This is a genomic window from Providencia stuartii, assembly GCF_029277985.1.
Classification (GTDB): domain Bacteria; phylum Pseudomonadota; class Gammaproteobacteria; order Enterobacterales; family Enterobacteriaceae; genus Providencia; species Providencia zhejiangensis.
This window is the reverse complement of sequence record NZ_CP119546.1, coordinates 26,796-52,160: the sequence shown is the minus strand read 5'-3', so window position 1 is coordinate 52,160 and position 25,365 is coordinate 26,796. Positions and strand designations below refer to the sequence as shown.

The following is a 25,365-nucleotide window of genomic DNA, read 5'->3' as shown; positions in this document are numbered from 1 at the left end:
CATGCTGAGTTTAGCCACGCTAGACCTATTGCTTTCAGTTAATGAAAGCCAATTAATCGAAGAGATCATTATATCGCTTCTCGCCACACCGCAATTAGCCGTTTTCTTTGAAAAACATCCTCGGCTCAAGAAAGCACTATTAAAAGATTTATCGGAATGGAAAAAAGATCTTAAACAAAAGCTGCAAGATGCCTTAGTGCCTGCTCAACTCGCTGAGGAGTTTCAACTTTACCAACGCGCTCTAGGTCAGGCAACTGAGCTGTTTTTTAACCAATTACCGGATTTAATCACAAAACTAGAGCAGTTAGATTCACCTTTTTATCCAGAAGCCCGCAAACTAGCGACGGGTAAAATTGATAATTATAGTGCGAGACAAAGCCTATTCATTCAGCGTTGGCGTATTAATTTAATCTTACAAGTCACAACATTACATAAAGAGTTGTTAGAACAAGAAAAAGAACAATTATTAGCTGAATTACAAAGGCGACTTGCACTAAGTGGTAATCTAGAAGAAATTCTCGGTGAGAATGAACGAGCAGCAGGCCGGCTATGGGATTTAAGCAAAGGGCTCAATACCGCATCAGTCTATAATGATAAGTTATTGAACCACTACAGTGATTTTTTACGCCAACAGCCTGAATTGGAAAAAATAGCTCAACTATTAGGTCGTAGCCAATCTGCGCGTTCATTACCTGAAAATAGCGTACTTCTCGAACCGATGACCCTCTTAGAAAAAGTACCAGAAACGGTACCTGAGCAAGTCAATGGACTTAATCAAAGTAATGATATTTTACGCTTACTCCCCACAGAATTAGCTATGTTGGGGTTAGAAGACGTTGAGTTTGAATTCTATCGTAAGTTGCTTGAAAAACAGTTAATGACCTATCGATTACAGGGGGAAAGTTGGCAAGAAAGGCGAGTACTTCGCCCTATCACTCATCATCATCATGAAGAACAGCCTAGAGGGCCTTTCATTGTCTGTATTGATACGTCAGGTTCGATGGGGGGAATCAATGAACGTTGTGCCAAAGCCTTTTGCCTCGCATTATTAAAAATTGCGCTGGCGGATAACCGTTCATGTCACATCATGTTATTTTCTACTGAAATCGTTCACTATGACTTAGTCTCCGCAGACGGGTTAGAACAATGTATGCGCTTTTTGCATCAGACATTTCGTGGCGGAACTGATTTGGCTAGTTGCTTGCAAGAAACCGTCAAACAACTTGAATCACCATCGTGGGTGGATGCTGACACTGTGATTATTTCAGACTTTGTCGCGCAACGTTTACCTGACGAATTAATACAAAAAATAAGAACACTACAAAAGGCAGGGAAATACCGCTTCCATGCGGTATCTGTTTCAAATTATGGGAAACCCGGTATCATGAAGATATTTGATCATATCTGGCGCTTTGATACCGGATTAAAAAGCAGGTTATTGCGCCGCTTTAGTCGCTAACTACAGCATACCCGCAACAGATTCACGAGTTTCTGGAGACCAAACACCACATTGAACTTGGCCAATGTGCTGACGTTGGAGCAGTAACATCACTAAACGTGACTGACCAATACCGCCGCCGATAGTCTGTGGCATTTTGCCTTCGACTAATGCTTGGTGCCATTCTAGCTCCATGCGCTTTTCATCGCCTGTTAAGCTTAGCTGACGAGTCAGGCACTCAGGGCTAACACGGATCCCCATTGACGAGATTTCAAATGCGTCTTGCAACACTGGGTTCCACACAATGATGTCACCGTTTAAGCCTTTATAACCCTCTTCGTTTTCGGTTGTCCAATCATCATAGTCTGGAGCACGAACATCATGCGCTTCACCGTTAGAAAGTTTGCCACCGATACCGATAAGGAAAACGGCACCTAATTCTTTTGCAATTGCACGTTCACGACCTTTTGCATCTAAATCAGGATAACGTTGTAGCAGTTCTTCACTGTGGATAAAGTGAATTTGTTCTGGCAGGAACGGTGCCAGTCCAAATTCGCTACTAATGGCGGCTTCTGTTTGTTTTATTGCCTGATAGATTTTACCCACTGTCTGCTTCAGATAAGGAAGAGTACGTTCCTCATCACCCATCACTTTTTCCCAATCCCACTGATCAACATAGACTGAGTGAATTGGGGTTAAGCGATCTTCATCTGGACGTAACGCTTTCATATGAGTGTAGAGACCTTGGCCTGGCTTAAAATCGAATCGACCTAATGTCTTACGCTTCCATTTTGCCAAGGAGTGAACCACTTCAAAGGTTGCATCCGGAATTGATTTTACTTTTACTTGAACCGCTTTTTCATGGCCAGACAAGTTGTCCTGAGTACCATCACCTAAACGACTTAAGATAGGACCTTGAACTTCAATCAAGCCAAGTTCTTTTTCAAGTAAACGTGAAAAATAAGATTTTACAAAGCTGATTTGTTGCTGTTGTTCGATAAATGATTTGTCCATTGTATTCACCCATAATTTGTTAGCTGCGTTAGCCGATGTGTAGATTAAGCAACAAAACAGGGGTGGAATTCAATATACTTCATTAAAAAAACACTTTCACATTTATTTTATCTAAAAAAATGGGTATAAAAATAAGAATTCGTTAAATTAAGGAGGCAATAATGCCTGAAAATTATCAGATCGATAATCTCGACCGTGACATACTTCACGAATTAATGAGAAATGCACGTACCGCTTACGCAGAACTGGCTAAAAAGTTCTCTGTCAGCCCAGGCACAATTCATGTGCGTGTAGAAAAAATGAAACAGGCAGGAATCATTACAGGAACACGTATTGATATCAGCCCGAAACAACTCGGTTTTGATGTGTGCTGCTTTATTGGCATTATTTTGAAAAGTGCTAAAGATTATCACACCGCCCTCAAAAAATTAGACGCCCTAGAAGAAGTGGTTGAGGTCTACTATACGACTGGGCAGTACAGCATTTTTATTAAAGTGATGTGCCGATCGATTGATGCCCTCCAAGACGTACTTATCAACAAAATTCAAACGATAGATGAAATTCAGTCCACAGAAACACTGATCTCGCTACAGAACCCGATCATGAGAACAATTAGCCCATAAAAAAAAATTTCTATAACCACATTATCCACAGGTAGATCCCAGCTCATTCACAGCGTACAATAGCGCCCTAATGTAGCGATCGGGAATCACCATGACAAAAGTAACCCTAATAAGCGGCAGCACAATGGGGAGTGCTGAGTATGTTGCAGAACATATGGCAGAGATCTTAGAAGAACTTGGCCATGAAACCGAAGTGCAACATGGACCAGACCTAGATTCACTACCACGTGAAGGTTTATGGCTGGTGGTGAGTTCAACGCACGGTGCGGGTGATCTTCCTGAAAATATTCAACCTCTCGCTGAACAAATAGAAAGTCAATCGCCTGATCTCAGTCAGGTTCAATTTGGCAGTGTAGGAATTGGCAGTTCTGAATATGACACTTTTTGTGGCGCAATTCATAAATTAAACACCTTATTAATCGATCATGGTGCTAAAAGGATCGGCGAACCACTCGAAATTGATGTTCAGCAACATGAAATTCCTGAAGATCCAGCAGGTGAATGGGTTAAAACTTGGGCGATCGAACTCTGATTTGTTCAAAATAACAACGATCAGATGTGGATAACTCTGGTAAGATCTCGGTATTAACCGGTAGTTATCCAGAGTATAAGTTTTAATGTCGCCATGGGCTGTGTATAACTACCCTTTTAGATCCCAGCTTATACGCAAAAGGATCACGGATCATTCACAGTATATGATCCTTTACAGTTTTATGATCTTTATAGTGAATATTCAGTTATCCACAGATACTGATGATCCTAATAAAAGATCTAATAAAGAGATCTTTAAATAAAAAGATCTTTATATTATAAGGCTCGGATCAACATAGCTTGGTCTATCCTTAAAACTTGAGTAGAATTCTCTCCTCGAATGCAACAGTCAGCATTTTTCTAACGTTAAGGTTCACACATGTTTTATCCAGAGCAATTTGACGTCATCGTAATTGGTGGTGGTCATGCCGGTACTGAAGCAGCAATGGCAGCTGCACGTATGGGGCGTCAAACCCTATTACTGACTCACAATATTGATACTTTGGGCCAGATGTCCTGCAACCCAGCCATCGGTGGGATCGGTAAGGGACATCTGGTTAAAGAGATCGATGCCCTTGGTGGCTTAATGGCCACTGCAACTGACAAAGCGGGTATTCAATTTAGAACGTTGAATGCCAGTAAAGGGCCTGCTGTTCGTGCAACACGTGCACAAGCAGACCGAGTACTTTATCGTCAAGCCGTCAGAACCGCTTTAGAAAACCAGCCTAACTTAATGATCTTCCAACAACCTGTTGAAGATTTAATTGTTGAAAACAATACGGTAACGGGTGCTATTACCCGTATGGGGCTAAAATTTAAAGCTAAAGCCGTTGTGCTAACCGTTGGAACTTTCCTTGATGGAAAAATCCATATTGGTTTAGAAAACTACAGCGGTGGCCGAGCAGGTGATCCACCTTCTATTTCTCTTTCACAGCGTTTAAGAGAACTGCCTTTACGGGTCAATCGCTTAAAAACAGGTACCCCACCGAGAATAGATGCTAGAACAATTGACTTTAGCCAATTAGCTCAGCAACTTGGTGATGATCCCATGCCTGTTTTCTCCTTTTTAGGATCACAAGATCAACATCCACAGCAGGTACCCTGTTATATCACTCATACCAATGAAAAAACGCATGATGTGATCAGAAATAACCTTGATCGTAGTCCTATGTATGCAGGGATCATTGAAGGGATCGGTCCTCGTTATTGTCCTTCTATCGAAGATAAAGTGATGCGCTTTGCTGATCGCAATGCACACCAAATCTTTTTAGAGCCTGAAGGATTAACAAGTAATGAGATATACCCAAATGGTATCTCCACCAGCCTTCCATTTGATGTGCAAATGCAAATAGTTCACTCAATGAAAGGAATGGAAAACGCGAGGATCATACGTCCAGGTTATGCTATCGAATATGATTTCTTTGACCCTCGAGATCTCAAACAAACTCTTGAAAGCAAGTTTATTAATGGCTTATTTTTCGCTGGCCAGATCAATGGTACAACTGGGTATGAAGAAGCGGGAGCACAAGGCTTACTCGCTGGACTGAATGCTGCTCAATATGCCTTTGATCGAGAAGGCTGGTTCCCTCGTCGCGATCAGGCTTATATGGGCGTGTTGGTTGATGATCTTTGTACGTTAGGTACCAAAGAACCATACCGTATGTTTACTTCCCGTGCAGAATATCGATTAATGCTACGTGAAGATAACGCGGATCTTCGCTTAACCGAAAAAGGTCGTGAATTAGGCCTCGTTGATGATGTACGTTGGGCTCACTTTAATAACAAAGTGGAATTGATTGAAAAAGAGCGTCAGCGCTTGAGAGACATTTGGGTTCATCCTAAAGCAGAAGGCCATGATGAAATAGACCAAATATTGTCAGTACCACTTTCTAAAGAAGCCAATGGTGAAGATTTACTGCGTCGTCCAGAAATGGATTACCAATTATTGACGTCACTGAGCCGTTTTGCGCCGGGGATCACAGATCCTCAAGCTGCTGATCAAGTTGAAATACAAGTTAAATATGAAGGTTATATCGCTCGTCAGCAAGAAGAGATAGAACGACAATTACGTAATGAAAATACATTACTCCCTGTCGACCTTGATTATAAGCAAGTGAAAGGGCTGTCAAATGAAGTGATGGCAAAATTGAATGATCATAAACCAACTTCAATTGGCCAAGCTTCACGTATCTCAGGAATTACCCCAGCGGCTATTTCCATTTTGCTTGTTTGGTTGAAAAAGCAAGGCATGCTACGTAGGAGTGCTTAAAAATGAGTTTATTAGCGCACCTAACGCGTTTATCGACACTTGCGAATATCGAATTAACGGAGAAACAAAAACAACAGTTAGTTGGGTATGTGGAATTACTTAATAAATGGAATAAGGCATATAACCTGACTTCTGTTCGTGATCCTCAACAAATGCTTATTCGCCACATTATGGATAGCATAGTGGTGAACGGTCAGCTAAAGGGGACATCATTTATTGATGTTGGAACTGGACCCGGTTTACCGGGAGTTCCTCTTGCGATTGTTCGTCCTGACTCACATTTTGTGTTACTTGACAGCCTAGGGAAGCGAGTTCGCTTCCTGAAACAGGTTCAACATGAGTTAGGGCTAAGTAATATTGAGCCAGTGCAATTTCGTGTCGAAGAGTATCAACCCGAAATCGGTTTTGATGGTGTGATTAGCCGCGCATTTGCTTCTTTAAGCGATATGTTGAACTGGTGTCACCATCTTCCTAAGTCGTCTGGGAAGTTTTATGCATTGAAAGGTGTCGTGCGTGAGGATGAACTTTCTGACCTACCTAACCCATTTTCCATTGACTCTATCACTGAGTTGAAAGTCCCTGATCTTGATGAGCAACGTCATTTAGTGATTTTATCTTTAAAATAAAGTTGCTTTTTATCAATTAAATTTTATCTTTTAGAGCTTTAGCAGTCACATTTACAATGTTACTGCTATTTTTATTTTTAGGGGGATTTTACCAATTCGGATTTTACGTTACTTTTACACGGTAATAACGAATAACTATCAAAAATACACATTAGACATTAAAAAATATCGCTAAACAGAGATTTTAGATAAATCACTTGGATGTTTAAGATCATTAATAATGAAATATTTGATTTATTACATCTTTTTTTCGATTGAAAAATAACGTTTTTAATTATTTGATTTAAAGCTTAAATCTTTTTTTTCTTAATTAGAAACCTTGACCCCGTTAATAATGTAACTAACATGAAATGTGATTTGTATCACAGAAAAATGTTTTTGATTGTCGAGTCATTAACTATTTATTAATTATTATTGCCACATTTCTGCGCTATCTCGAAAAAATTAAATATTTATTCACCTTTTCGCTACTTACTGATTGAATTCATTTCGCCTGCCCGTATAATTTGCTCGTTTTTGTCTCTTGACACATTTAAGCAAAGACAGTTTTATACAACACTTAGCGTTTCTGAGGCTGAGAACAGCTGGGAGTACAAAAAGTTATGTCTGTATCCCTTTACGACAACAAGCATGCAGTAAAGCAGTTGTCATTTCAGCTAATAACTTTTGTGATCCTCAGTGGGGCTTTCTGTGCAAATAGTATAGAATGGGGGGCCTCTGCTCTTGCGGGTGGTTTAGCATGCTGGTTACCTAATATCGTATTTATGCTGCTAGCCCATTTTCAGAAAGCAAAAGAAGAGGATGAACCTGTCCGCATTGCCTGGTTCTTTGCATTAGGAGCAGGGCTAAAGGTTGTAACAACCATTACTGTGTTAGTCATTGCTTTCGGTGTGTTTAAAGCGTCATTGACACCACTGGGTTTGACCTATTTAGCGGTGCTAATTGTTCAGATTGTTGCACCAGCCGTTTTAAGGCGGTAAGTATTTTTAAACTACAAAAGGGTAAGAGGCATCATGTCTGCATCAGGAGAAGTGATGACTACAGAGGATTACATAGGCCACCACCTGAAAAACCTTCAGTTGGACCTGAGTACCTTTAAGTTGGTCGATCCCCACGCTAGTCCAACATTTTGGACGTTGAACATTGACTCGCTTTTTTTCTCAGTAGTTCTCGGGGCTTTGTTCCTGTGGCTATTTAGAAGAGTTGCAGTTAATGCGACTAGTGGCGTACCCGGTAAGTTACAGACTGCAATAGAACTGATCATTGGTTTCGTTGATAACTCAGTCCGTGATATGTATCACGGTAAGAGCAAGGTTATTGCTCCTTTGGCATTAACTGTGTTCGTCTGGGTATTTTTAATGAACCTGATGGATTTACTCCCAATCGATTTCCTACCGTATATTGCTGAGCATTATCTCGGGTTACCTGCATTACGTGCAGTACCAACCGCAGATGTTAGTGTCACTCTATCTATGGCGATTGGCGTGTTTATCCTGATCCTCTTCTACAGCATTAAGATGAAAGGAATCGGTGGATTTACGAAAGAGTTGACTCTTCAACCTTTCAATCATCCAGTCTTTATTCCTATTAACTTAATTCTTGAAGGGGTAAGCCTGCTGTCAAAACCTGTATCACTCGGTCTGCGACTGTTTGGTAACATGTATGCAGGTGAATTGATCTTTATTCTTATCGCGGCTCTGCTTCCGTGGTGGTCACAGTGGTTGCTAAGCCTGCCTTGGGCTATCTTCCACATACTGATTATTACGCTACAAGCCTTTATTTTTATGGTTCTGACTGTTGTCTATCTGTCGATGGCATCTGAAGAGCATTAATTTAACTATCAATATTGTCTTAACTGAAACAAACTGGAGACTGTCATGGAAAACCTGAATATGGATCTGCTGTACATGGCTGCTGCTATTATGATGGGTTTAGCGGCGATCGGTGCTGCGATCGGTATCGGCATCCTAGGTGGTAAATTTTTAGAAGGTGCTGCTCGTCAGCCAGATTTAATCCCTCTGCTGCGTACTCAGTTCTTTATCGTAATGGGTCTTGTCGATGCTATTCCGATGATTGCTGTTGGTCTGGGCCTGTATGTAATGTTCGCTGTTGCCTAACTTTAGTTACAGAACACTTAGAACGTTAACTTATTAATTAACAAGAGGTATTGTCTGTGAATCTAAATGCAACAATCCTCGGCCAGGCTATCGCGTTTGTCCTGTTTGTTTGGTTCTGTATGAAGTATGTATGGCCACCGATTATGGCGGCCATAGAAAAACGTCAAAAAGAAATTGCTGACGGTTTATCTTCCGCAGAACGTGCTAAAAAGAACCTGGAACTGGCGCAAACCGACGCAACCGACCGACTGAAAAAAGCAAAAGCAGAAGCTCAGGTCATCATCGAACAAGCGAATAAACAACGCAGCCAGATGATTGAAGAAGCCAAAGCAGAAGCTGAAACAGAACGTGCAAAAATCGTCGCACAAGCTCAAGCAGAAATTGATGCTGAGCGCAAACGTGCACGTGAAGAGCTACGTAAACAGGTTGCGATGCTTGCTGTCGCAGGTGCCGAGAAGATCATTGAACGTTCCGTGGATGAAGCTGCTAACAGCGACATCGTTGATAAACTAGTCGCTGAACTGTAAGGAGGGAGGGGCATGTCTGAAATCGCTACTGTAGCTCGCCCCTACGCCAAAGCAGCTTTTGACTTTGCTGTGGAAAACCAGTCTGTTGAAAAATGGCAAAATATGCTGGCCTTCACCTCTGAGGTGACGCGCAATGAACAGGTTGGTGAGCTACTTTCTGGTTCTATTGCGCCAGAAAGATTAGCAAAAACGTTTATCTCTGTTTGTGGAGATGAAATTGACGAGCATGTTCAAAATCTGATTCGTATTATGGCTGAAAACGGGCGTCTAAGTACGCTACCAGAAGTATTAACTCAATTTATCCAATTGCGTGATACCATGGAATCAACGATTGAAGTTGATGTAATTTCTGCCAACGAACTGAATGAACAGCAGTTAGCCAAAATTTCTGCAGCGATGGAAAAACGTCTGTCACGCAAAGTTAAGCTGAATTGCAAAATTGATAAGTCTGTTATTGCTGGAGTGATTATTCGTGCTGGAGACCTCGTTATTGACGGGAGTGTCCGCGGTCGCTTAGAGCGTTTAACTGACGTCTTGCAGTCTTAAGGGGACTGGAGCATATGCAACTGAATTCCACCGAAATCAGCGAACTGATCAAACAGCGTATTGCTCAGTTCGATGTTGTGAGTGAAGCTCACAACGAAGGTACGATTGTATCCGTTAGTGACGGTATCATTCGTATTCACGGTTTAGCCGAAGTCATGCAGGGTGAAATGATCGCACTGCCTGGCAACCGTTATGCAATTGCATTGAACTTGGAGCGCGACTCCGTTGGTGCTGTTGTAATGGGTCCTTATGCTGATTTAGCAGAAGGCATGAAAGTAAAATGTACTGGTCGTATTCTTGAAGTTCCAGTTGGCCGTGGCCTGCTAGGACGTGTAGTGAATACACTGGGTGAGCCTATTGATGGTAAAGGCCCTGTTGAGCACGATGGTTTCTCTCCTGTAGAAGTCATTGCTCCAGGTGTTATCGACCGTCAATCGGTTGATCAGCCTGTACAAACTGGTTATAAATCAGTCGATGCGATGATTCCTATCGGTCGTGGTCAGCGTGAGCTTGTTATCGGTGACCGTCAAACAGGTAAAACTGCTTTGGCAATCGATGCAATCATCAACCAACGCGACTCAGGCATCAAATGTGTTTACGTCGCTATCGGTCAGAAAGCGTCAACAATTTCTAACGTTGTTCGTAAACTAGAAGAACATGGTGCACTGGCAAATACCATCGTTGTTGTTGCAACGGCATCTGAATCAGCTGCTCTGCAATATTTAGCACCATACTCTGGTTGTGCGATGGGTGAATACTTCCGTGACCGTGGTGAAGATGCACTGATTGTTTATGATGACCTGTCTAAACAAGCCGTTGCGTATCGTCAGATTTCTCTGTTGCTACGTCGTCCACCTGGACGTGAAGCTTACCCTGGTGATGTTTTCTATCTGCATTCACGTTTGCTGGAGCGTGCTGCTCGTGTTAACGCTGAGTATGTTGAAAACTTCACAAAAGGCGAAGTTAAAGGTAAAACGGGTTCATTGACAGCGTTGCCTATCATTGAAACTCAGGCTGGTGACGTTTCTGCATTCGTTCCGACTAACGTAATTTCGATTACAGATGGTCAGATCTTCCTGGAATCTAACCTGTTTAACTCTGGTATTCGTCCAGCGGTTAACCCAGGTATTTCAGTCTCGCGTGTTGGTGGTGCTGCTCAGACAAAAATTATCAAGAAACTGTCTGGTGGTATCCGTACAGCACTCGCTCAGTATCGTGAACTGGCAGCATTCTCCCAGTTTGCTTCAGACCTTGATGACGCTACGCGTAAGCAGTTGAGCCATGGTCAGAAAGTAACTGAATTGCTGAAACAGAAACAATATGCACCAATGTCAGTTGCAGAGCAGGCACTGTCTCTGTTTGCGGCAGAACGTGGATATTTGGAAGATGTTGAGTTAGCGAAAATTGGTGCATTTGAAGCTGCATTAGTTTCTTATGCATTGCGCGAGCATGCTGACCTTATGAATCAAATCGGCCCGGCGGGTAACTATAACGATGATATCGAAAGTAAGTTGAAACAACTGCTCGAATCATTTAAAGCAACTCAGTCCTGGTAATACTATTCGGCCCGTGAATTTTAATGGGCCGTCTGGTTAATAAGGAGAAGCAGAAATGGCCGGCGCAAAAGAGATACGTTCCAAGATCGCCAGCGTGCAAAACACGCAGAAGATCACTAAAGCGATGGAAATGGTCGCGGCGTCCAAAATGCGTAAAACGCAGGAACGCATGGCGGCCAGCCGTCCTTATGCAGAAACTATGCGCAGTGTGATTGGTCACCTTGCGTTAGGTAATCTGGAATATAAACACCCATACCTTGAAGAGCGTGAAGTTAAGCGTGTTGGGTATTTGGTTGTTTCTACAGACCGTGGTTTGTGTGGTGGTTTGAACATTAACCTGTTCAAAAAACTACTATCAGACATGAAAACATGGTCTGAAAAAGGCGTTCAAGTTGATTTGGCTTTGATCGGTTCTAAAGCAGTTTCATTCTTTGGATCTGTCGGCGGCAATGTCGTCACTCAGGTTACAGGAATGGGGGATAACCCAACGCTTTCTGATTTGATCGGTCCAGTTAACTCTATGCTACAAGCCTATGATGAAGGGCGTTTGGATAAACTGTATGTGGTGACCAATAAGTTCATCAATACAATGTCTCAGGAGCCAACTATTCTTCAACTTCTTCCATTACCTGAAAGTAATGATGAAACCTTGAAGAAAAAATCTTGGGATTATTTATATGAACCCGATCCTAAGGCGTTGCTGGATACCCTGCTGCGTCGTTATATCGAGTCGCAGGTTTATCAGGGCGTCGTTGAAAACCTGGCTAGTGAGCAGGCCGCACGAATGGTAGCAATGAAAGCAGCTACCGATAATGGTGGAAACCTGATCAAAGAGTTGCAGTTGGTTTACAACAAAGCTCGTCAGGCCAGCATTACTCAGGAGCTTACCGAAATTGTTTCGGGTGCTGCCGCGGTTTAACAGCTAGGTTTACGAATTACGTAGAGGATTCAAGATGGCTACTGGAAAGATTATCCAGGTAATCGGCGCCGTTGTGGACGTCGAGTTCCCTCAAGATGAAGTACCAAAAGTGTACGATGCTCTTGAGGTTATTAACGGTAAAGAAAAGCTGGTGCTGGAAGTTCAGCAACAGTTAGGCGGTGGTGTTGTCCGTTGTATCGCAATGGGGACATCAGATGGCCTAAGCCGTGGTTTAGAAGTTAAAAACTTAGAGCACCCAATTGAAGTACCAGTAGGTAAAGCAACTTTAGGACGTATCATGAACGTTCTAGGTGACCCTATTGATATGAAAGGTGACATCGGCGAAGAAGAGCGTTGGTCTATCCACCGTGCAGCGCCAAGCTACGAAGAACTATCAAGTTCAACAGAACTGCTAGAAACCGGTATTAAAGTCATGGACTTGATTTGTCCATTCGCTAAAGGTGGTAAAGTAGGTCTGTTCGGTGGTGCGGGTGTTGGTAAAACAGTAAACATGATGGAACTTATCCGTAACATCGCGATTGAGCACTCAGGTTACTCAGTATTCGCTGGTGTTGGTGAGCGTACCCGTGAAGGTAACGACTTCTATCATGAAATGACGGATTCTAACGTTCTTGACAAAGTATCACTGGTTTATGGTCAGATGAATGAGCCACCAGGAAACCGTCTGCGTGTTGCACTGACCGGTTTGACTATGGCTGAAAAATTCCGTGACGAAGGCCGTGATGTTCTGTTGTTCGTGGATAACATCTACCGTTATACACTGGCAGGTACTGAAGTATCCGCTCTGTTAGGTCGTATGCCTTCAGCTGTAGGTTATCAGCCAACACTGGCAGAAGAGATGGGTGTTCTTCAAGAACGTATCACTTCTACTAAGACGGGCTCTATCACCTCAGTACAGGCTGTTTACGTACCTGCGGATGACTTGACTGACCCATCACCAGCAACAACCTTTGCTCACTTGGACGCAACCGTGGTTCTGAGCCGTCAAATCGCTTCTCTGGGTATTTACCCTGCGGTTGACCCTCTGGATTCCACCAGCCGTCAGCTTGATCCACTCATTGTTGGTCAAGAGCACTATGATGTTGCACGTGGCGTTCAGTCTATCCTTCAGCGCTACCAAGAACTGAAAGATATCATTGCAATTCTAGGTATGGATGAGTTGTCTGAAGAAGACAAACTGGTTGTTGCTCGTGCTCGTAAGATCCAGCGCTTCCTGTCTCAACCATTCTTCGTTGCGGAAGTCTTTACTGGTTCACCAGGTAAGTTCGTATCCCTGAAAGACACTATCCGTGGCTTCAAAGGCATTCTGAACGGCGATTACGACCACCTGCCAGAACAAGCGTTCTACATGGTTGGTACCATTGAAGAAGCTGTGGAAAAAGCTAAAAAGCTTTAATCTGGCTGACGGGAGGTTGATATGGTAGCTGCAATGACATACCACCTGACAGTTGTCAGTGCTGAAAAACAGATGTTTGACGGACTGGTACAAAAAATTCAGGTGACAGGTAGTGAAGGTGAACTGGGTATTTACCCACAGCACACCCCACTGCTGACTGCCATAAAACCGGGCATGGTACGTATTACTAAGCAGTTTGGTGAAGAAGAGTTAATTTACCTCTCCGGAGGTATTTTAGAAGTTCAACCAAATGGCGTTATCGTGCTGGCTGATACAGCTATCCGTGGTAAAGATTTAGATGAGGCGCGTGCGCTGGAATCTAAACGCAGAGCGGAAGAACATGTCCGTAAAGCTCACGGTGATGTTGATTATGCTCAGGCATCGGCAGAACTTGCGAAAGCAATAGCGAAACTTCGAGTGATCGAGTTAACTAAAAAGCTGATGTAATGAAGGCAGTATAAAGAAAAGCCAGTCGGTTAATCCCTGACTGGCTTTTTTATTTGTGCGAAATATGTAGTATTTTACGTAGGAAATAGGTTTACTTTCACCCTAAAGTTGGAGTTTCAGGAAATTATGACTGTGCAAAGAAAAAGTGTCGTCATTCTTGCTGCTGGTAAGGGCACTCGAATGTATTCAGAATTGCCTAAAGTCTTGCATTTATTGGCAGGCAAACCAATGGTTCAGCATGTTATTGATACTGCAAAATCAATTGGGGCATCAGACATCCATCTCGTTTATGGGCATGGTGGCGATTTACTGAAAAAGAAATTGGGTGAACAAAACCTTAATTGGGTCTTGCAGGCAGAGCAATTGGGAACAGGGCATGCCATGCAACAAGCAGCACCTCATTTTCAAGACGATGAAGACATCATTATGCTTTATGGTGATGTGCCATTGATCGCTCAAGATACCCTACAGCGCTTGGTTGATGCTAAGCCTAAAGGGGGGATTGGTTTATTAACGGTGATTTTAGATAACCCAACGGGTTATGGCCGTATTATTCGTGAACAGGGTGAAGTTGTTGGTATTGTTGAGCAAAAAGATGCTACAGAAGAACAACTTAAGGTTCAAGAAATCAATACTGGGATCATGGTTGCGAGTGGTAAAGACTTCAAACGTTGGTTAGCTCAACTGAATAACAATAATGCCCAAGGTGAATACTATATTACTGATGTTATTGCATTGGCACATAAAGAAGGTAATAAGATAGAAACTGTTCATCCTAGCCGTTTGAGCGAAATGGAAGGGGTCAATAACCGTTTACAATTAGCGGCTCTTGAGCGTGTTTATCAAAAAGAGCAGGCAGAGAAATTACTCCTAGCCGGCGTGATGCTAATTGATCCTGAACGTTTCGATATACGCGGAACCTTAACCCATGGTCGAGATGTGATCATTGATACTAACGTGATCATTGAAGGAAATGTCACTTTAGGTCATAACGTACATATTCAATCTGGCTGTATTTTGAAAAACTGTGTTATTGGTGATAACTCAGTGATCAGCCCTTATTCAGTGATAGAAAACTCTGAATTATCTACCGAATGTACGGTAGGTCCTTTTGCTCGTTTGCGTCCTGGTGCTAAATTGGCATCTAAAGCCCATGTTGGCAACTTTGTTGAAATGAAAAATGCATCATTAGGCCTCGGCTCCAAGGCTGGCCACTTGACCTATTTAGGTGATGCAGAAGTGGGTGATAATGTAAATATTGGCGCAGGAACGATTACGTGTAACTACGATGGCGCGAATAAATATAAAACGGTCATCGGCGATGATGTGTTTGTTGGATCGGATACCCAGCTAATCGCGCCAGTTTCTGTTGCAAATGGCGCAACCATTGGTGCAGGCACGACAGTCACTCGTGATATTAATGAAGGTGAGTTAGTGGTTAGCCGTGTTAAACAAGTGCACATTAAAAACTGGCAACGTCCAGTCAAGAAAAAATAAGATAAATTTTAAAGGAGGAGACGAAGTTTCTCCTCCATTTATTAGTATTAAATAGATAAAAATATAATAACCCCATTCTCTACAAGGCTTGGGGAAACAGCAAAAGCTGTAATAACAATCAGGTAGCGACATCGTAAGGGCTACGGCTCTTTGTTTAGGAATAAATTAAATATGTGTGGAATTGTAGGTGCTGTCGCACAACGTGATATCGCAGAAATTCTCATTGAAGGTCTTCGTCGTCTTGAATACCGTGGTTATGACTCGGCAGGTATGGCTGTTGTTGATCATGAAGGTCATCTTCAGCGTTTACGTGAAGTCGGTAAAGTTCAAATGCTGGCGGAAGAAGCAGAGAAAAACCCAGTATCTGGCGGTACAGGTATAGCGCATACGCGTTGGGCTACTCATGGTGTTCCAAGCGAACGTAATGCTCATCCGCATACTTCTGGTTTCATTGCTGTTGTACATAATGGCATTATTGAAAATTATCTGGAATTAAAAGAAGAGCTGAAACAGCTCGGTTATGTCTTTAGTTCTGAAACTGATACTGAAGTGATTGCTCACCTTGTTCATCATGAGCAACAAAAAGGCGGTTCTTTAGTTGAAGTTGTTCAACGTGTTATCCCTCAGTTACGTGGTGCCTATGGTACCGTGATCATGGATAGCCGTACTCCTGAATTATTAGTCGCTGCTCGCTCGGGAAGCCCATTAGTTATTGGGCTCGGTGTTGGCGAAAACTTCTTAGCATCGGATCAATTGGCATTATTACCTGTGACACGTCGTTTTATTTATCTCGAAGAAGGGGATATTGCGGAAGTGACTCGCCGTACAGTACGTGTCTTTAATCATCAAGGTGAACCAGTTGAACGTGAACAAATAGAGTCAAATGTTCAATACGATGCAGGTGATAAAGGTATTTATCGCCACTATATGCAAAAAGAAATCTATGAGCAGCCAATGGCGATCAAAAACACCCTTGAAGGGCGTTTTAGTAAAGACAATGGTATCGACCTTAGTGAATTAGGCCCTAAAGCAGAAGATATTTTATCGCAAGTTGAGCATATTCAAATTGTTGCTTGTGGAACCTCTTATAATGCGGGAATGGTGGCTCGTTACTGGTTTGAATCTTTAGCAGGAATTCCTTGTGATGTAGAGATTGCCTCTGAATACCGCTATCGTAAGCCTGCTCACCGTAAAGGCAGCTTAATGATTACGCTTTCTCAGTCAGGTGAAACCGCGGATACATTAGCAGCGTTACGTTTATCGAAAGAATTAGGTTACTTAACATCTTTAGCAGTTTGTAACGTAGCGGGTTCGTCGCTAGTGCGTGAATCTGATTTTGCTTTAATGACTAAGGCTGGTGCTGAAATTGGGGTTGCTTCAACGAAAGCGTTTACCACTCAATTAACGGTACTGTTGATGTTGGTTGCGTATATGGGGCGCATTAAAGGCGCGAATCCAGAGTTAGAAGAGAACATCGCGAATGCGTTACACGCGTTACCAGCACGCATTGAAAGTATGTTATCTCACGATAAAGTGATTGAGGCGCTGGCGGAAGATTTCTCGGATAAAAACCATGCCTTATTCCTTGGCCGTGGCGAGCAGTTCCCAATAGCCGTTGAAGGGGCGTTGAAGCTCAAAGAAATCTCTTATATTCATGCTGAAGCCTATGCAGCTGGTGAGTTAAAACATGGCCCATTGGCACTGATTGATGCAGATATGCCAGTGATTATCATTGCACCGAACAATGAACTGTTAGAAAAATTAAAATCTAACATTGAAGAAGTTCGTGCACGTGGTGGCTTGTTATATGTATTTGCTGATCAAGATGCGGGCTTTGAGGCGAGTGAAAATATGAAAATTATTTCTCTGCCACATGTTGAAGAGCTTATCGCACCGATTTTCTATACTGTGCCACTACAGCTATTGTCTTATCATGTGGCGTTGATCAAAGGAACCGATGTTGATCAGCCTCGTAACTTAGCTAAATCAGTGACAGTTGAATAATACTGTGAAATAAAGACGTGAATAGCTTAAACCCGATTATATCGTTAATTATATAGTCGGGTTTTTTATTATTTAATGTTATCAAACCGAGGGTTTTCTGGGGTAGTCAGAGAGGATGATATTATTGATGACGATAATTCAGCGGTTAGCAGCCTGTCATTGAGTTGTAAGATGATTAGCTTAATAATCGTGACATATCGTTAAACATGGATTGCCACTCATCTTCATCAATTTCCATCAATCCAAAATAGCGCAACATAAAAGCACCTTCAGTGGCAAGAAACATCAATCGAGCGCGTTTTCCTTGTTCGGTCGAGGTGTCTAAATGACGCAATCTGTCGCGATACCAATGACGTGTACTTTCTAGGTATTCTGGCGTTTGTAATAAAGCTGCCATCAATGCTGCCCCTTTCGCCATAGCGACTTTATCGTGTTCATACGTCGCGAGCCGATGGGCATTAATTCGATTCTCAGGTGAATTATCTTTTTCTATTTCACGATTGAATATTTGTTCATAGGTATATCCCCAACGTTCAAACATCGCATCGATGAGAGCATCTTTGTTACCAAAGCAATATTGCACACCACCTTTAGAAATTCCCATGGATTTGGCCACGGCATCAATGGTTAGAGCGGCGGCTCCTTGTGTGAGCACAATCTCTTCAGCAGCATCGAGCACTTTATCTCGATCGATTGTTCGTTGACGTCCCATTTAACAAAACCCCTTTTCAATACATACGTATGGATTTATATTGTAGCACAATCATTAATAAATGATGATTAAATAAACTTGTTGAGATGATTTTATGCTAGCTGATTATAAACGCTGGATTATTTTACTTTTAGTATCAAGTGTACTGTTTCTCATTGTGATCGATGTAACGGTGTTATACACGGCTCTACCTCGATTAACACATGATTTAGGCGCCACATCCTCCGAAAAATTATGGATTATGAATGCATATCCGTTAATTGTCGCGGGATTATTACCGGCAGCGGGGATGCTTAGTGACCGTATAGGTCATAAGGTGATGTTTCTTTTAGGGTTACCTTTATTTGCCATCGCCTCTTTGTGCGCTGCATTTTCCCCAACTGCATTGAGCTTGATTTTATCAAGAGGCTTTTTGGCCGTAGGGGCTGCAATGAGCATGCCCGCAACGTTATCAATTGTTAGGCATGTTTTTTTAGATCCAAAAGAGCGTGCTCTTGCGATAGGGATTTGGTCGGCTGTTGCGTCAGGTGGCGCCGCTATCGGTCCACTCGTTGGCGGTATATTGCTTAACCATTTTTGGTGGGGCTCTGTATTTTTAATCAATGTACCGGTAGTATTATTCGTATTGCCTTTCGCTTACTTTTTAATTCCTAAATGTGGCGGAGAAGGTTCACAAAAAATCGATTATATCGGCTCTGTGTTAGTGCTTATTGGGTTAGTTGGTACTATTTATGCCCTAAAAGAGCTTGGTAAGCCTTATACGAATTGGTGGGCGTTTATTGTTGCAGGCATCATAGGTGTTTGGTTCTTGTGTATCTTTAGCCGTAGACAAATGTCATCTGATTCGCCAATGATTGATTTTAAGCTATTTGCTAACCCACGCTTTAGTGCGGGTATCTTAATGGCAATATTATCGATGGTCATCATTGTTGGCGTCGAGCTTCTGTTAAGCCAAAGATTACAGCTTGTGATGGGATATACACCGTTTCAAGCGGCTCTGTATATTATTCCTATCCCTATCGCCTCGGTATTGGCTGGCCCATTAGCTGGAATGTTATTACATAAAATTGGCGAGAGACGGTTAACAATATTTGGTTTCGTCTGTACCTTGATCGGTGTCATCGGCCTTAATTATGTTTACCAAACTGCTACCGGTTTCATATTATTGGCATACTTATTTTTGATTGGCTTTGGTCTTGGTGTGATTTTTACTACCGCCTCAACCACAGTGATGTTGAATGCACCTGATCAAAAAGCGGGTATGGCAGCGTCAATTGAAGAAGTCGCTTATGAAATCGGTAGTGTGTTGGGGGTGACTTTTATGGGGGGATTGATGAGCGCCATTTATACAATGAAGCTATCGTTACCAGACAACTTAGCGGTGGATGAGAAAGCTTATGATAGCATTGATGAAGCTTTTATTATCGCGGAGCATTTGCCACAAGAGAGTGCAAATATCTTGATTAACCAAGCGCATACTGCTTTCGATCAAGCATTTGGTGGCGTAATGATATCAACAATTATTATTTTGATTCTTTGCTCATTAGTTATTCCTCATTTTTTTCGCAAAACATAAAGGCTAATAATTAAAGGGAAGTGCCATCAAAAACACTTCCCTATTGTGATAATAATCTCTTATTTATCTCTGCAATGAATGCATATTTGCTTCTTGGCCTACAGGGTTATTGAATCTTTCTGATGAGTAATGCACCAAAGAAGGGGCAAATAGCAAATAGCGCAAATAACCAGATTGAAGCTTGTTGGGCTCCAGCTAACCCTCCAGGGCTAATAAGTCCACTATTATTGACTACTACACCAACTAATGCAGCTGATAGTGCTGTTGCGTACAGTTGAACGGTAATAATTGATGAGGATGCAAGATTCTCTTCGCCGTTAGGGGCGACGTTAAAAACCTTTAAAACAAGATGTGGCCAGCAAATACCAATTCCTAGACCAACTCCCATCATGGCAATTAAATAGATGGCAAACAGAAGTATTGAATCCACTAATTTTGTATTAGGCGTTAAAATAGCCAGTAAGATTAATGAGATAAATATAATAATTGGGCCTAAACGAAGTATTTTTAATACGAGTGGACCCGTTTTATTCGCACTAAGTAATGCGCCAATTGTCCAACCTGCGGCCATAATTGCGGTGAGATAACCTGCTGATAATGGAGAAAATTGATGGATAGTTTGTAAGAAATAAGGGACATAAATTTCCGTTGTCATACCACCAACCAGTAAACTCATCGTTAAGTAAATGATAGCAAGCGGATTTTTGAATGAATAAGTGCCTGTAGGGAGTAAGCGTTTACCTTGCTTACCATCAATGAGAGCAATGGTAATCAGCATGGTGATGCCAACTAGCAGACCCACGACATTAAATATGAGTTCTTGAGATAAACTTCCGATCGAAATCGCTAACACAGAAGCAACTAATAATGTAATAGCAAGAAAAGGCAATTTACTGGTTTGTGGTTGTTGGTTTGTTTTTTTAGGTAATTGATTAACAACAATTAAAGTAAGAAAAACAGCAACTGGCAATAATGACCAAAAAGCCCAGCGCCAATGTCCACCTTGGGCAAATATCCCACCAATTGCAGGCCCACAGAGCGTGGCAATTCCCCACATACCGGAAACGACCCCCATAGCACGTGACCAGAGATTTTCGGTAAAAACAATGCGAATTAATGCATAGCTTAAGGCAAATAAAATACCGCCCCCTAGCCCTTGAAGCGCACGTCCGACAAGTAACGTTAGCATTGAAGGGGAAGCGGCACACCAAATCGACCCTAATGAAAATAAAAATAAGGCGGTTAAATAAGCAAATTTAGGTCCTAATTGGTTGAGGATTTTGCTTGATAATGTTGAGCCGACAATAGAGGTGGCAACAAATATAGTGGTATTCCATGCATAATATTCTAGGCCACCGATATCATTGACAATGCTCGGAAGAATCGTTGTAACGATATAAATGTTGATCGTATGGAGTGCGACACCACCAGTAAGGGCGATAGTCAGTAATGCATTAGTGCCACTGAGTAAATCAGCCCATTTGGCTTGATTTGTCGTTGATGGATCATTGCTCATAGCGAGACCTGCTAGACGAGAGAGTTAAAAAAAAGTTAATATCCAAGTATTAGCTTGGATATTAGAGTGGCATCATGATTAATGCAAGTAATTACTTTGATAATTTAAATCTCAGCCAAGCGGTTGATAAAGTGTTGTTTTGTATCAAAACTAAAGCGCCTATCTCAACCGCTGTGATTGCAAAAGACTTAGCCATGACGGGGGAAGCTGTCCGCCAACATCTTCAAAAATTGCTATCACTAGGTTTAGTTGAGGGGGTGCAGTGCACTTCTCAAACAGGTGCTGGTCGACCGAGGCAGAATTGGGTGCTGACTGAATTAGGACATCAGCGTTTTCCAGATACGCATGCACAGCTTACGTTGCAGCTCATTGATTCAGTAAAAAGTATTTTTGGGAATGAAGGGCTAGAAAAACTGATTAGCCAAAGAGAAAGTGCAATTAAAACCAAATATCTATCTCGTTGTGCGCAGCGACCTTTTATTGAACGACTACAGGCATTAGCCGATATTCGTAGTGAAGAGGGTTATATGGCACGTATTGAACAAGAGGGGGACAGTTGGTTATTAATTGAAAACCATTGCCCAATCTGTGCTGCGGCGACTGTTTGCCAAAATTTTTGTCGCTCCGAATTACAATTATTTCGTGAAATTATGGGCGATGAAGTTACGATTGAGCGAGAGCAGTATTTACTCAATGGTGGTGGGCGCTGTGTTTACCGTATTCAGAAAATAAAATAAAGGCCGAGAGTTTGCTCTCGGCCATGTTGAGAGACTATTTTGTAACTTCAATCAATTCACTGGTTTCGATATGGGGAGCCAATTCTTCAGCAGTGAGCCACAATGGTTTTTTTTCAAACTGTTCATAAAGGGATAATTGGTCTTGATAATGAGGAGATGGTTTTCCTTGCGGTGAAATAAAACCGCTTTGTCCTGGAGCAACAACATCCCAAGCTTTCACCTTATCGTCGCTAAACACAATCAAGTCATTTTCGGTTCCTCGATTATGATATTCATTTTGGTGTAGACTTTCTGCGCTATTAGCTTGAGGAACACCGAAGAAATTATTGGCTCTAAAAGTTAGTGCTGTCGCTGGAGTTTGCCAACTCGCAGGATGATGACCATATTGCTGGGTCATTTGCTGATAAGTTGTACGTAATGCTTGGCGAATAACATCATCTTGTGATTTCCCTGAAAATAGGTCAATAGCTTGTGGAATAGCAGATTGTTGCCCTAATAATGATTCATATAAGATTTTTGCGCCTGTACTAATATTTAATGAGCCTGTAGGACCTTCTTGTGTTGTTTCATAGCCACTGGCTAAATACCATTTATCAAAAGGAGCGGGGACTGTTTGGCCCAGCGTGGCTTTTAGCATCTCTTTTAGCCAAATATCCAATATTGCTGAGCCTGGTTGAATATAATGTTTGCCCTCTTTTGAAAGATAATTAATTCCATTCCATTGGTTAAGAATAGATGCAAGTTTTACGGCATCGTCATCGGCAGGTAAATCGCGTGTCGCACGCAGAATATAAGGGGTAAATAGGCGATGATTCAGGTCAACACGACTCGTCTGTTTTAGAATATCCCACATGTCCTCTTGATTTAACAGATGCTTTGATTCTATTAGCTTATTGATTTCTGTGACGCGATCAGCAGATCCCCATAAAAACGCAAACAAGTCACTCGCGGGGTAATTTTTTGCTGGGGAATTATTCCAGTTAGCAATATAACCCGATTTAGGGTTGTACACTTTCGGGTTATTAGCAAAGGGCTGCATGCCTTTCCAGTCCCATTCACCAGTGCCGGGAACGGGGAGTCGAGGGTCATGATTTTCTTGGCGTTCAGGATAATGCCCAGTATGGATATAACCAATATTGCCGTCTTTATCTGCATAATACCAATTGATGGTTAAGGCTTGGTTCTGTGCCTGATTTTGCCATTGTTGCCAATTTTTGGCTTGTGCTTGTTTTACCCATGCCATTAAAGAAGAGACCTCTTTTCCATCCCATGCACGTGCCTTGCTGTACGCGATATTGGCATTATCATCTGTTTTCATGACATTACCGTGCACTGTTCGATAAATATCTAATGTAACGGACGGGGCATCTTTCACATTAATTATCTCTTGGCGGCTGAGCATTTTTTTCCATTGGCCTTGGTGTTGATAATAATCAGGGCGTTGTGGGTCCAATTTTTCTGCAAATATATCAACGCCATCCCCAAAGCCAGCCGTTGATCCCCACGCGATATTGCCATTATGACCAAATAATATGGCGGGATAGGCGAAGGGGGTGTTACCCACTAAGTCGAAACCAGCGCCATGTAAACCAATCCCGTAGGTATAAGCAGGATTAAACCAACCAAATTGTGGGCCGTTTAGCAAAATTGCATTGGCGCCATCAGCTTTTGCTTTCCCGACAACCCAGATATTACTTGTTGTTGGATAACCCGCTAAGCCATTTGCACCACTTTGCGCATATTGTTTGGCTATCAATTGACTATTTTGCTGTGTTGTTAATGCGATTAATTTGCCAGAGGCATCTTTAGCAGGACGTTCAAACATCGGCGGCATTAGGCGATAATCACCTATTTGATTCACCTGTGATTGATTGTTTTTATTTTTTGTATCTAGATAAGTGAATTCTTGAGCGTCAATAGTGGTGGGGGCATTAGGATTATTCAGCCAATTTATTTGGTTGAATACCGCTAACCCTTTTTGTTCACCATATTTATCTTTTAAGGCGGTTAATAAGGCTAAATTATCGATTTCACTATTCATATCAGAGAAACGGTTAGCCATGGTACCGACCATAATCATAGCAACATCAAAACTGTTCCATTGAGAGGGGGTAAAACCATAATCCATGAACTGTTTAGGCATGAGTTTATCAGGTGTGGTATTGACTTGTTTTATCCACGCGTTCATGCCATCGGCGTAGCCTCGTAGAATATCTTGTTCTTTTTTGGGAAGGTTGTCGATCTGTTGATGGATAGAATCTGGCCAGTAATTACTGCGGATATCTTTGTCAAAAGCAATGAAATCTTTACCTAGTACTTCCGAAACCGTGCCTTGTGTACTGCGTTTGGCCATTTCCATTTGGAAAAGTCTATCTTGGGCGACGGCATAGCCATAACCATAAAAAAGACTATAAACATCATCTGCATAGATATGTGGAACACCGTAGCTATCACGATCTATCTTTATTTTATTCGGTTCAGCGTAGCTGGTGGATGCAAGTGTTGCGAATCCAAAAATAACCATTGCAGATAATATATTATTTTTCTTCATCAGATGAGCCTCCATTTTTTATTGTATTATGAGACTAACAATCACTAATTTGTAAATGAAGGGTTAAATAATGGTTAAATTATTAATATGTGAACTAAGTAGATAAAAAAGGATACATAAAAAATAAAAAAATATTAAAAGTGAATCTAATCACATTAGTTGTAAATTAGCGTTCTGTAGATGAAAGGGGCTTTTTTTTACGGCGATTAATCCACCAAGCATAGAAAATGCCGGATATTGCACCAGCTATATGTGACTCAGTCGAAATATATTGATGAATAGGGAGTAAGCCTGCTGCCATGGCACCAAAATAAAAGAGTACCAATAATGCAATGAGGATATCGACAAGTTGGCGTCTAAAGAAGCCTTGAGCAATCAGTAGTCCCCAAAGCCCAAAAATCCAACCACTTGCACCCACATGGATGGCATAGCGACCAACCAGCCAAACCGCTAATCCGCTGGTAATAATAATAAATGATGAGGCATATACATATTCACGAATAGTTCTATGCATAAGGATTGCACTGAGGATCAGTAAAGGTGGTAGGTTACTCAGTAAATGCCCCCAACTACCATGAATAAAGGGGGCAAGTGGAATACGGATTAAACTATTTACCTCTCGCGGGATAATACCGAAGCGCGTGAGAGCATAACCGGTTAGGCTATTGATTACTTGGATGATAACCAATAGCCCAGCTAAAATAGCGAGTAATTTTAAACGCTGACTTAGCCATTGCTTCAT

23 protein-coding genes are annotated in these 25,365 nt (G+C 41.9%); 18 read left to right on the top strand and 5 right to left on the bottom strand.

Annotated elements, in window-relative coordinates; genetic code table 11:
• The first annotated feature begins 1 nt into the window (after position 1).
• Positions 2-1,459 (top strand): ATPase RavA stimulator ViaA, encoded by a 1,458-nt coding sequence (gene viaA / locus P2E05_RS00200; protein ID WP_276122965.1) that lies wholly within the window; start codon positions 2-4, stop codon positions 1,457-1,459.
• Here viaA and asnA read toward each other — a convergent pair whose 3' ends face one another.
• Positions 1,460-2,452, bottom strand: coding sequence for an aspartate--ammonia ligase (gene asnA, locus P2E05_RS00195; RefSeq protein ID WP_154625034.1), 993 nt, complete (start codon positions 2,450-2,452; stop codon positions 1,460-1,462).
• Between the two features lie 161 nt (positions 2,453-2,613).
• Here asnA and asnC point away from each other — a divergent pair, with 161 nt between their 5' ends.
• The 15 genes from asnC to glmS all read left to right on the top strand — a co-directional run bounded on the left by asnC (position 2,614) and on the right by glmS (position 17,531).
• Positions 2,614-3,075 carry a transcriptional regulator AsnC gene (asnC, locus tag P2E05_RS00190; protein ID WP_154625033.1) on the top strand — a complete coding sequence of 154 codons (462 nt, stop codon included), beginning with the start codon at positions 2,614-2,616 and terminating at the stop codon, positions 3,073-3,075.
• Positions 3,076-3,166: 91 nt separating this feature from the next.
• Complete coding sequence (mioC, locus tag P2E05_RS00185; RefSeq protein WP_154625032.1) at positions 3,167-3,607, top strand: FMN-binding protein MioC; 441 nt, start codon at positions 3,167-3,169, stop codon at positions 3,605-3,607.
• Between the two features lie 378 nt (positions 3,608-3,985).
• Positions 3,986-5,875: a tRNA uridine-5-carboxymethylaminomethyl(34) synthesis enzyme MnmG gene (gene mnmG, locus P2E05_RS00180; protein ID WP_154625031.1), complete on the top strand. Its 1,890-nt coding sequence runs from the start codon at positions 3,986-3,988 to the stop codon at positions 5,873-5,875.
• Positions 5,876-5,877: 2 nt separating this feature from the next.
• Positions 5,878-6,501: a 16S rRNA (guanine(527)-N(7))-methyltransferase RsmG gene (gene rsmG / locus P2E05_RS00175; RefSeq protein ID WP_154625030.1), complete on the top strand. Its 624-nt coding sequence runs from the start codon at positions 5,878-5,880 to the stop codon at positions 6,499-6,501.
• Positions 6,502-7,103: 602 nt separating this feature from the next.
• The gene (gene atpI / locus P2E05_RS00170) at positions 7,104-7,481 is read left to right on the top strand and encodes a F0F1 ATP synthase subunit I (protein ID WP_154623599.1); all 378 of its coding nucleotides are present in this window, start codon (positions 7,104-7,106) and stop codon (positions 7,479-7,481) included.
• Positions 7,482-7,514: 33 nt separating this feature from the next.
• Positions 7,515-8,333: a F0F1 ATP synthase subunit A gene (gene atpB / locus P2E05_RS00165; protein ID WP_163860455.1), complete on the top strand. Its 819-nt coding sequence runs from the start codon at positions 7,515-7,517 to the stop codon at positions 8,331-8,333.
• Positions 8,334-8,378: 45 nt separating this feature from the next.
• The gene (gene atpE, locus P2E05_RS00160) at positions 8,379-8,618 is read left to right on the top strand and encodes a F0F1 ATP synthase subunit C (protein ID WP_004393045.1); all 240 of its coding nucleotides are present in this window, start codon (positions 8,379-8,381) and stop codon (positions 8,616-8,618) included.
• 56 nt (positions 8,619-8,674) lie between these two features.
• Positions 8,675-9,145 carry a F0F1 ATP synthase subunit B gene (atpF, locus tag P2E05_RS00155; RefSeq protein ID WP_163860454.1) on the top strand — a complete coding sequence of 157 codons (471 nt, stop codon included), beginning with the start codon at positions 8,675-8,677 and terminating at the stop codon, positions 9,143-9,145.
• 12 nt (positions 9,146-9,157) lie between these two features.
• Entirely contained in the window at positions 9,158-9,691 is a 534-nt protein-coding gene (atpH, locus tag P2E05_RS00150) for a F0F1 ATP synthase subunit delta (RefSeq protein WP_154623596.1), read from the top strand.
• Positions 9,692-9,705: 14 nt separating this feature from the next.
• The gene (gene atpA / locus P2E05_RS00145) at positions 9,706-11,247 is read left to right on the top strand and encodes a F0F1 ATP synthase subunit alpha (RefSeq protein ID WP_154623595.1); all 1,542 of its coding nucleotides are present in this window, start codon (positions 9,706-9,708) and stop codon (positions 11,245-11,247) included.
• A 55-nt stretch (positions 11,248-11,302) separates the two neighbouring features.
• Positions 11,303-12,166 carry a F0F1 ATP synthase subunit gamma gene (gene atpG / locus P2E05_RS00140; protein WP_154623594.1) on the top strand — a complete coding sequence of 288 codons (864 nt, stop codon included), beginning with the start codon at positions 11,303-11,305 and terminating at the stop codon, positions 12,164-12,166.
• A 34-nt stretch (positions 12,167-12,200) separates the two neighbouring features.
• A complete protein-coding gene (atpD, locus tag P2E05_RS00135) occupies positions 12,201-13,583 on the top strand; it encodes a F0F1 ATP synthase subunit beta (RefSeq protein WP_154623593.1) in 1,383 nt (460 codons plus the stop codon).
• 21 nt (positions 13,584-13,604) lie between these two features.
• Positions 13,605-14,030 (top strand): F0F1 ATP synthase subunit epsilon, encoded by a 426-nt coding sequence (locus tag P2E05_RS00130; protein WP_154623592.1) that lies wholly within the window; start codon positions 13,605-13,607, stop codon positions 14,028-14,030.
• A 126-nt stretch (positions 14,031-14,156) separates the two neighbouring features.
• On the top strand, positions 14,157-15,527 hold the full coding sequence (glmU, locus tag P2E05_RS00125) for a bifunctional UDP-N-acetylglucosamine diphosphorylase/glucosamine-1-phosphate N-acetyltransferase GlmU (RefSeq protein WP_154623591.1): 1,371 nt from the start codon (positions 14,157-14,159) through the stop codon (positions 15,525-15,527).
• 171 nt (positions 15,528-15,698) lie between these two features.
• Positions 15,699-17,531 carry a glutamine--fructose-6-phosphate transaminase (isomerizing) gene (gene glmS, locus P2E05_RS00120; RefSeq protein ID WP_272657980.1) on the top strand — a complete coding sequence of 611 codons (1,833 nt, stop codon included), beginning with the start codon at positions 15,699-15,701 and terminating at the stop codon, positions 17,529-17,531.
• Positions 17,532-17,706: 175 nt separating this feature from the next.
• Here glmS and P2E05_RS00115 read toward each other — a convergent pair whose 3' ends face one another.
• A complete protein-coding gene (locus tag P2E05_RS00115) occupies positions 17,707-18,243 on the bottom strand; it encodes a TetR/AcrR family transcriptional regulator (RefSeq protein ID WP_154623589.1) in 537 nt (178 codons plus the stop codon).
• Positions 18,244-18,337: 94 nt separating this feature from the next.
• Here P2E05_RS00115 and P2E05_RS00110 point away from each other — a divergent pair, with 94 nt between their 5' ends.
• Positions 18,338-19,819, top strand: coding sequence for an MFS transporter (locus P2E05_RS00110; protein WP_154623588.1), 1,482 nt, complete (start codon positions 18,338-18,340; stop codon positions 19,817-19,819).
• Between the two features lie 106 nt (positions 19,820-19,925).
• Here P2E05_RS00110 and P2E05_RS00105 read toward each other — a convergent pair whose 3' ends face one another.
• A complete protein-coding gene (locus P2E05_RS00105; protein ID WP_276122964.1) occupies positions 19,926-21,335 on the bottom strand; it encodes an MFS transporter in 1,410 nt (469 codons plus the stop codon).
• Positions 21,336-21,409: 74 nt separating this feature from the next.
• Here P2E05_RS00105 and P2E05_RS00100 point away from each other — a divergent pair, with 74 nt between their 5' ends.
• Positions 21,410-22,072: a helix-turn-helix transcriptional regulator gene (locus tag P2E05_RS00100; protein WP_154623586.1), complete on the top strand. Its 663-nt coding sequence runs from the start codon at positions 21,410-21,412 to the stop codon at positions 22,070-22,072.
• 34 nt (positions 22,073-22,106) lie between these two features.
• Here the strand turns inward: P2E05_RS00100 and P2E05_RS00095 are convergent, their stop codons facing one another.
• Both P2E05_RS00095 and P2E05_RS00090 read right to left on the bottom strand, forming a co-directional pair.
• A complete protein-coding gene (locus tag P2E05_RS00095; protein WP_196714140.1) occupies positions 22,107-24,623 on the bottom strand; it encodes a penicillin acylase family protein in 2,517 nt (838 codons plus the stop codon).
• A gap of 166 nt (positions 24,624-24,789) precedes the next feature.
• A complete protein-coding gene (locus P2E05_RS00090; RefSeq protein WP_154622060.1) occupies positions 24,790-25,365 on the bottom strand; it encodes a rhomboid family intramembrane serine protease in 576 nt (191 codons plus the stop codon).

Bases quoted from the DNA above. Each gene is read 5' to 3' on its own strand.
- viaA (WP_276122965.1), top strand. From the start codon at position 2: ATGCTGAGTTTAGCCACGCTAGACCTATTGCTTTCAGTTAATGAAAGC.
- asnA (WP_154625034.1), bottom strand. From the start codon at position 2,452: ATGGACAAATCATTTATCGAACAACAGCAACAAATCAGCTTTGTAAAA.
- asnC (WP_154625033.1), top strand. From the start codon at position 2,614: ATGCCTGAAAATTATCAGATCGATAATCTCGACCGTGACATACTTCAC.
- mioC (WP_154625032.1), top strand. From the start codon at position 3,167: ATGACAAAAGTAACCCTAATAAGCGGCAGCACAATGGGGAGTGCTGAG.
- mnmG (WP_154625031.1), top strand. From the start codon at position 3,986: ATGTTTTATCCAGAGCAATTTGACGTCATCGTAATTGGTGGTGGTCAT.
- rsmG (WP_154625030.1), top strand. From the start codon at position 5,878: ATGAGTTTATTAGCGCACCTAACGCGTTTATCGACACTTGCGAATATC.
- atpI (WP_154623599.1), top strand. From the start codon at position 7,104: ATGTCTGTATCCCTTTACGACAACAAGCATGCAGTAAAGCAGTTGTCA.
- atpB (WP_163860455.1), top strand. From the start codon at position 7,515: ATGTCTGCATCAGGAGAAGTGATGACTACAGAGGATTACATAGGCCAC.
- atpE (WP_004393045.1), top strand. From the start codon at position 8,379: ATGGAAAACCTGAATATGGATCTGCTGTACATGGCTGCTGCTATTATG.
- atpH (WP_154623596.1), top strand. From the start codon at position 9,158: ATGTCTGAAATCGCTACTGTAGCTCGCCCCTACGCCAAAGCAGCTTTT.
- atpA (WP_154623595.1), top strand. From the start codon at position 9,706: ATGCAACTGAATTCCACCGAAATCAGCGAACTGATCAAACAGCGTATT.
- atpG (WP_154623594.1), top strand. From the start codon at position 11,303: ATGGCCGGCGCAAAAGAGATACGTTCCAAGATCGCCAGCGTGCAAAAC.
- atpD (WP_154623593.1), top strand. From the start codon at position 12,201: ATGGCTACTGGAAAGATTATCCAGGTAATCGGCGCCGTTGTGGACGTC.
- P2E05_RS00130 (WP_154623592.1), top strand. From the start codon at position 13,605: ATGGTAGCTGCAATGACATACCACCTGACAGTTGTCAGTGCTGAAAAA.
- glmU (WP_154623591.1), top strand. From the start codon at position 14,157: ATGACTGTGCAAAGAAAAAGTGTCGTCATTCTTGCTGCTGGTAAGGGC.
- glmS (WP_272657980.1), top strand. From the start codon at position 15,699: ATGTGTGGAATTGTAGGTGCTGTCGCACAACGTGATATCGCAGAAATT.
- P2E05_RS00115 (WP_154623589.1), bottom strand. From the start codon at position 18,243: ATGGGACGTCAACGAACAATCGATCGAGATAAAGTGCTCGATGCTGCT.
- P2E05_RS00110 (WP_154623588.1), top strand. From the start codon at position 18,338: ATGCTAGCTGATTATAAACGCTGGATTATTTTACTTTTAGTATCAAGT.
- P2E05_RS00105 (WP_276122964.1), bottom strand. From the start codon at position 21,335: ATGAGCAATGATCCATCAACGACAAATCAAGCCAAATGGGCTGATTTA.
- P2E05_RS00100 (WP_154623586.1), top strand. From the start codon at position 21,410: ATGATTAATGCAAGTAATTACTTTGATAATTTAAATCTCAGCCAAGCG.
- P2E05_RS00095 (WP_196714140.1), bottom strand. From the start codon at position 24,623: ATGAAGAAAAATAATATATTATCTGCAATGGTTATTTTTGGATTCGCA.
- P2E05_RS00090 (WP_154622060.1), bottom strand. From the start codon at position 25,365: ATGAAGCAATGGCTAAGTCAGCGTTTAAAATTACTCGCTATTTTAGCT.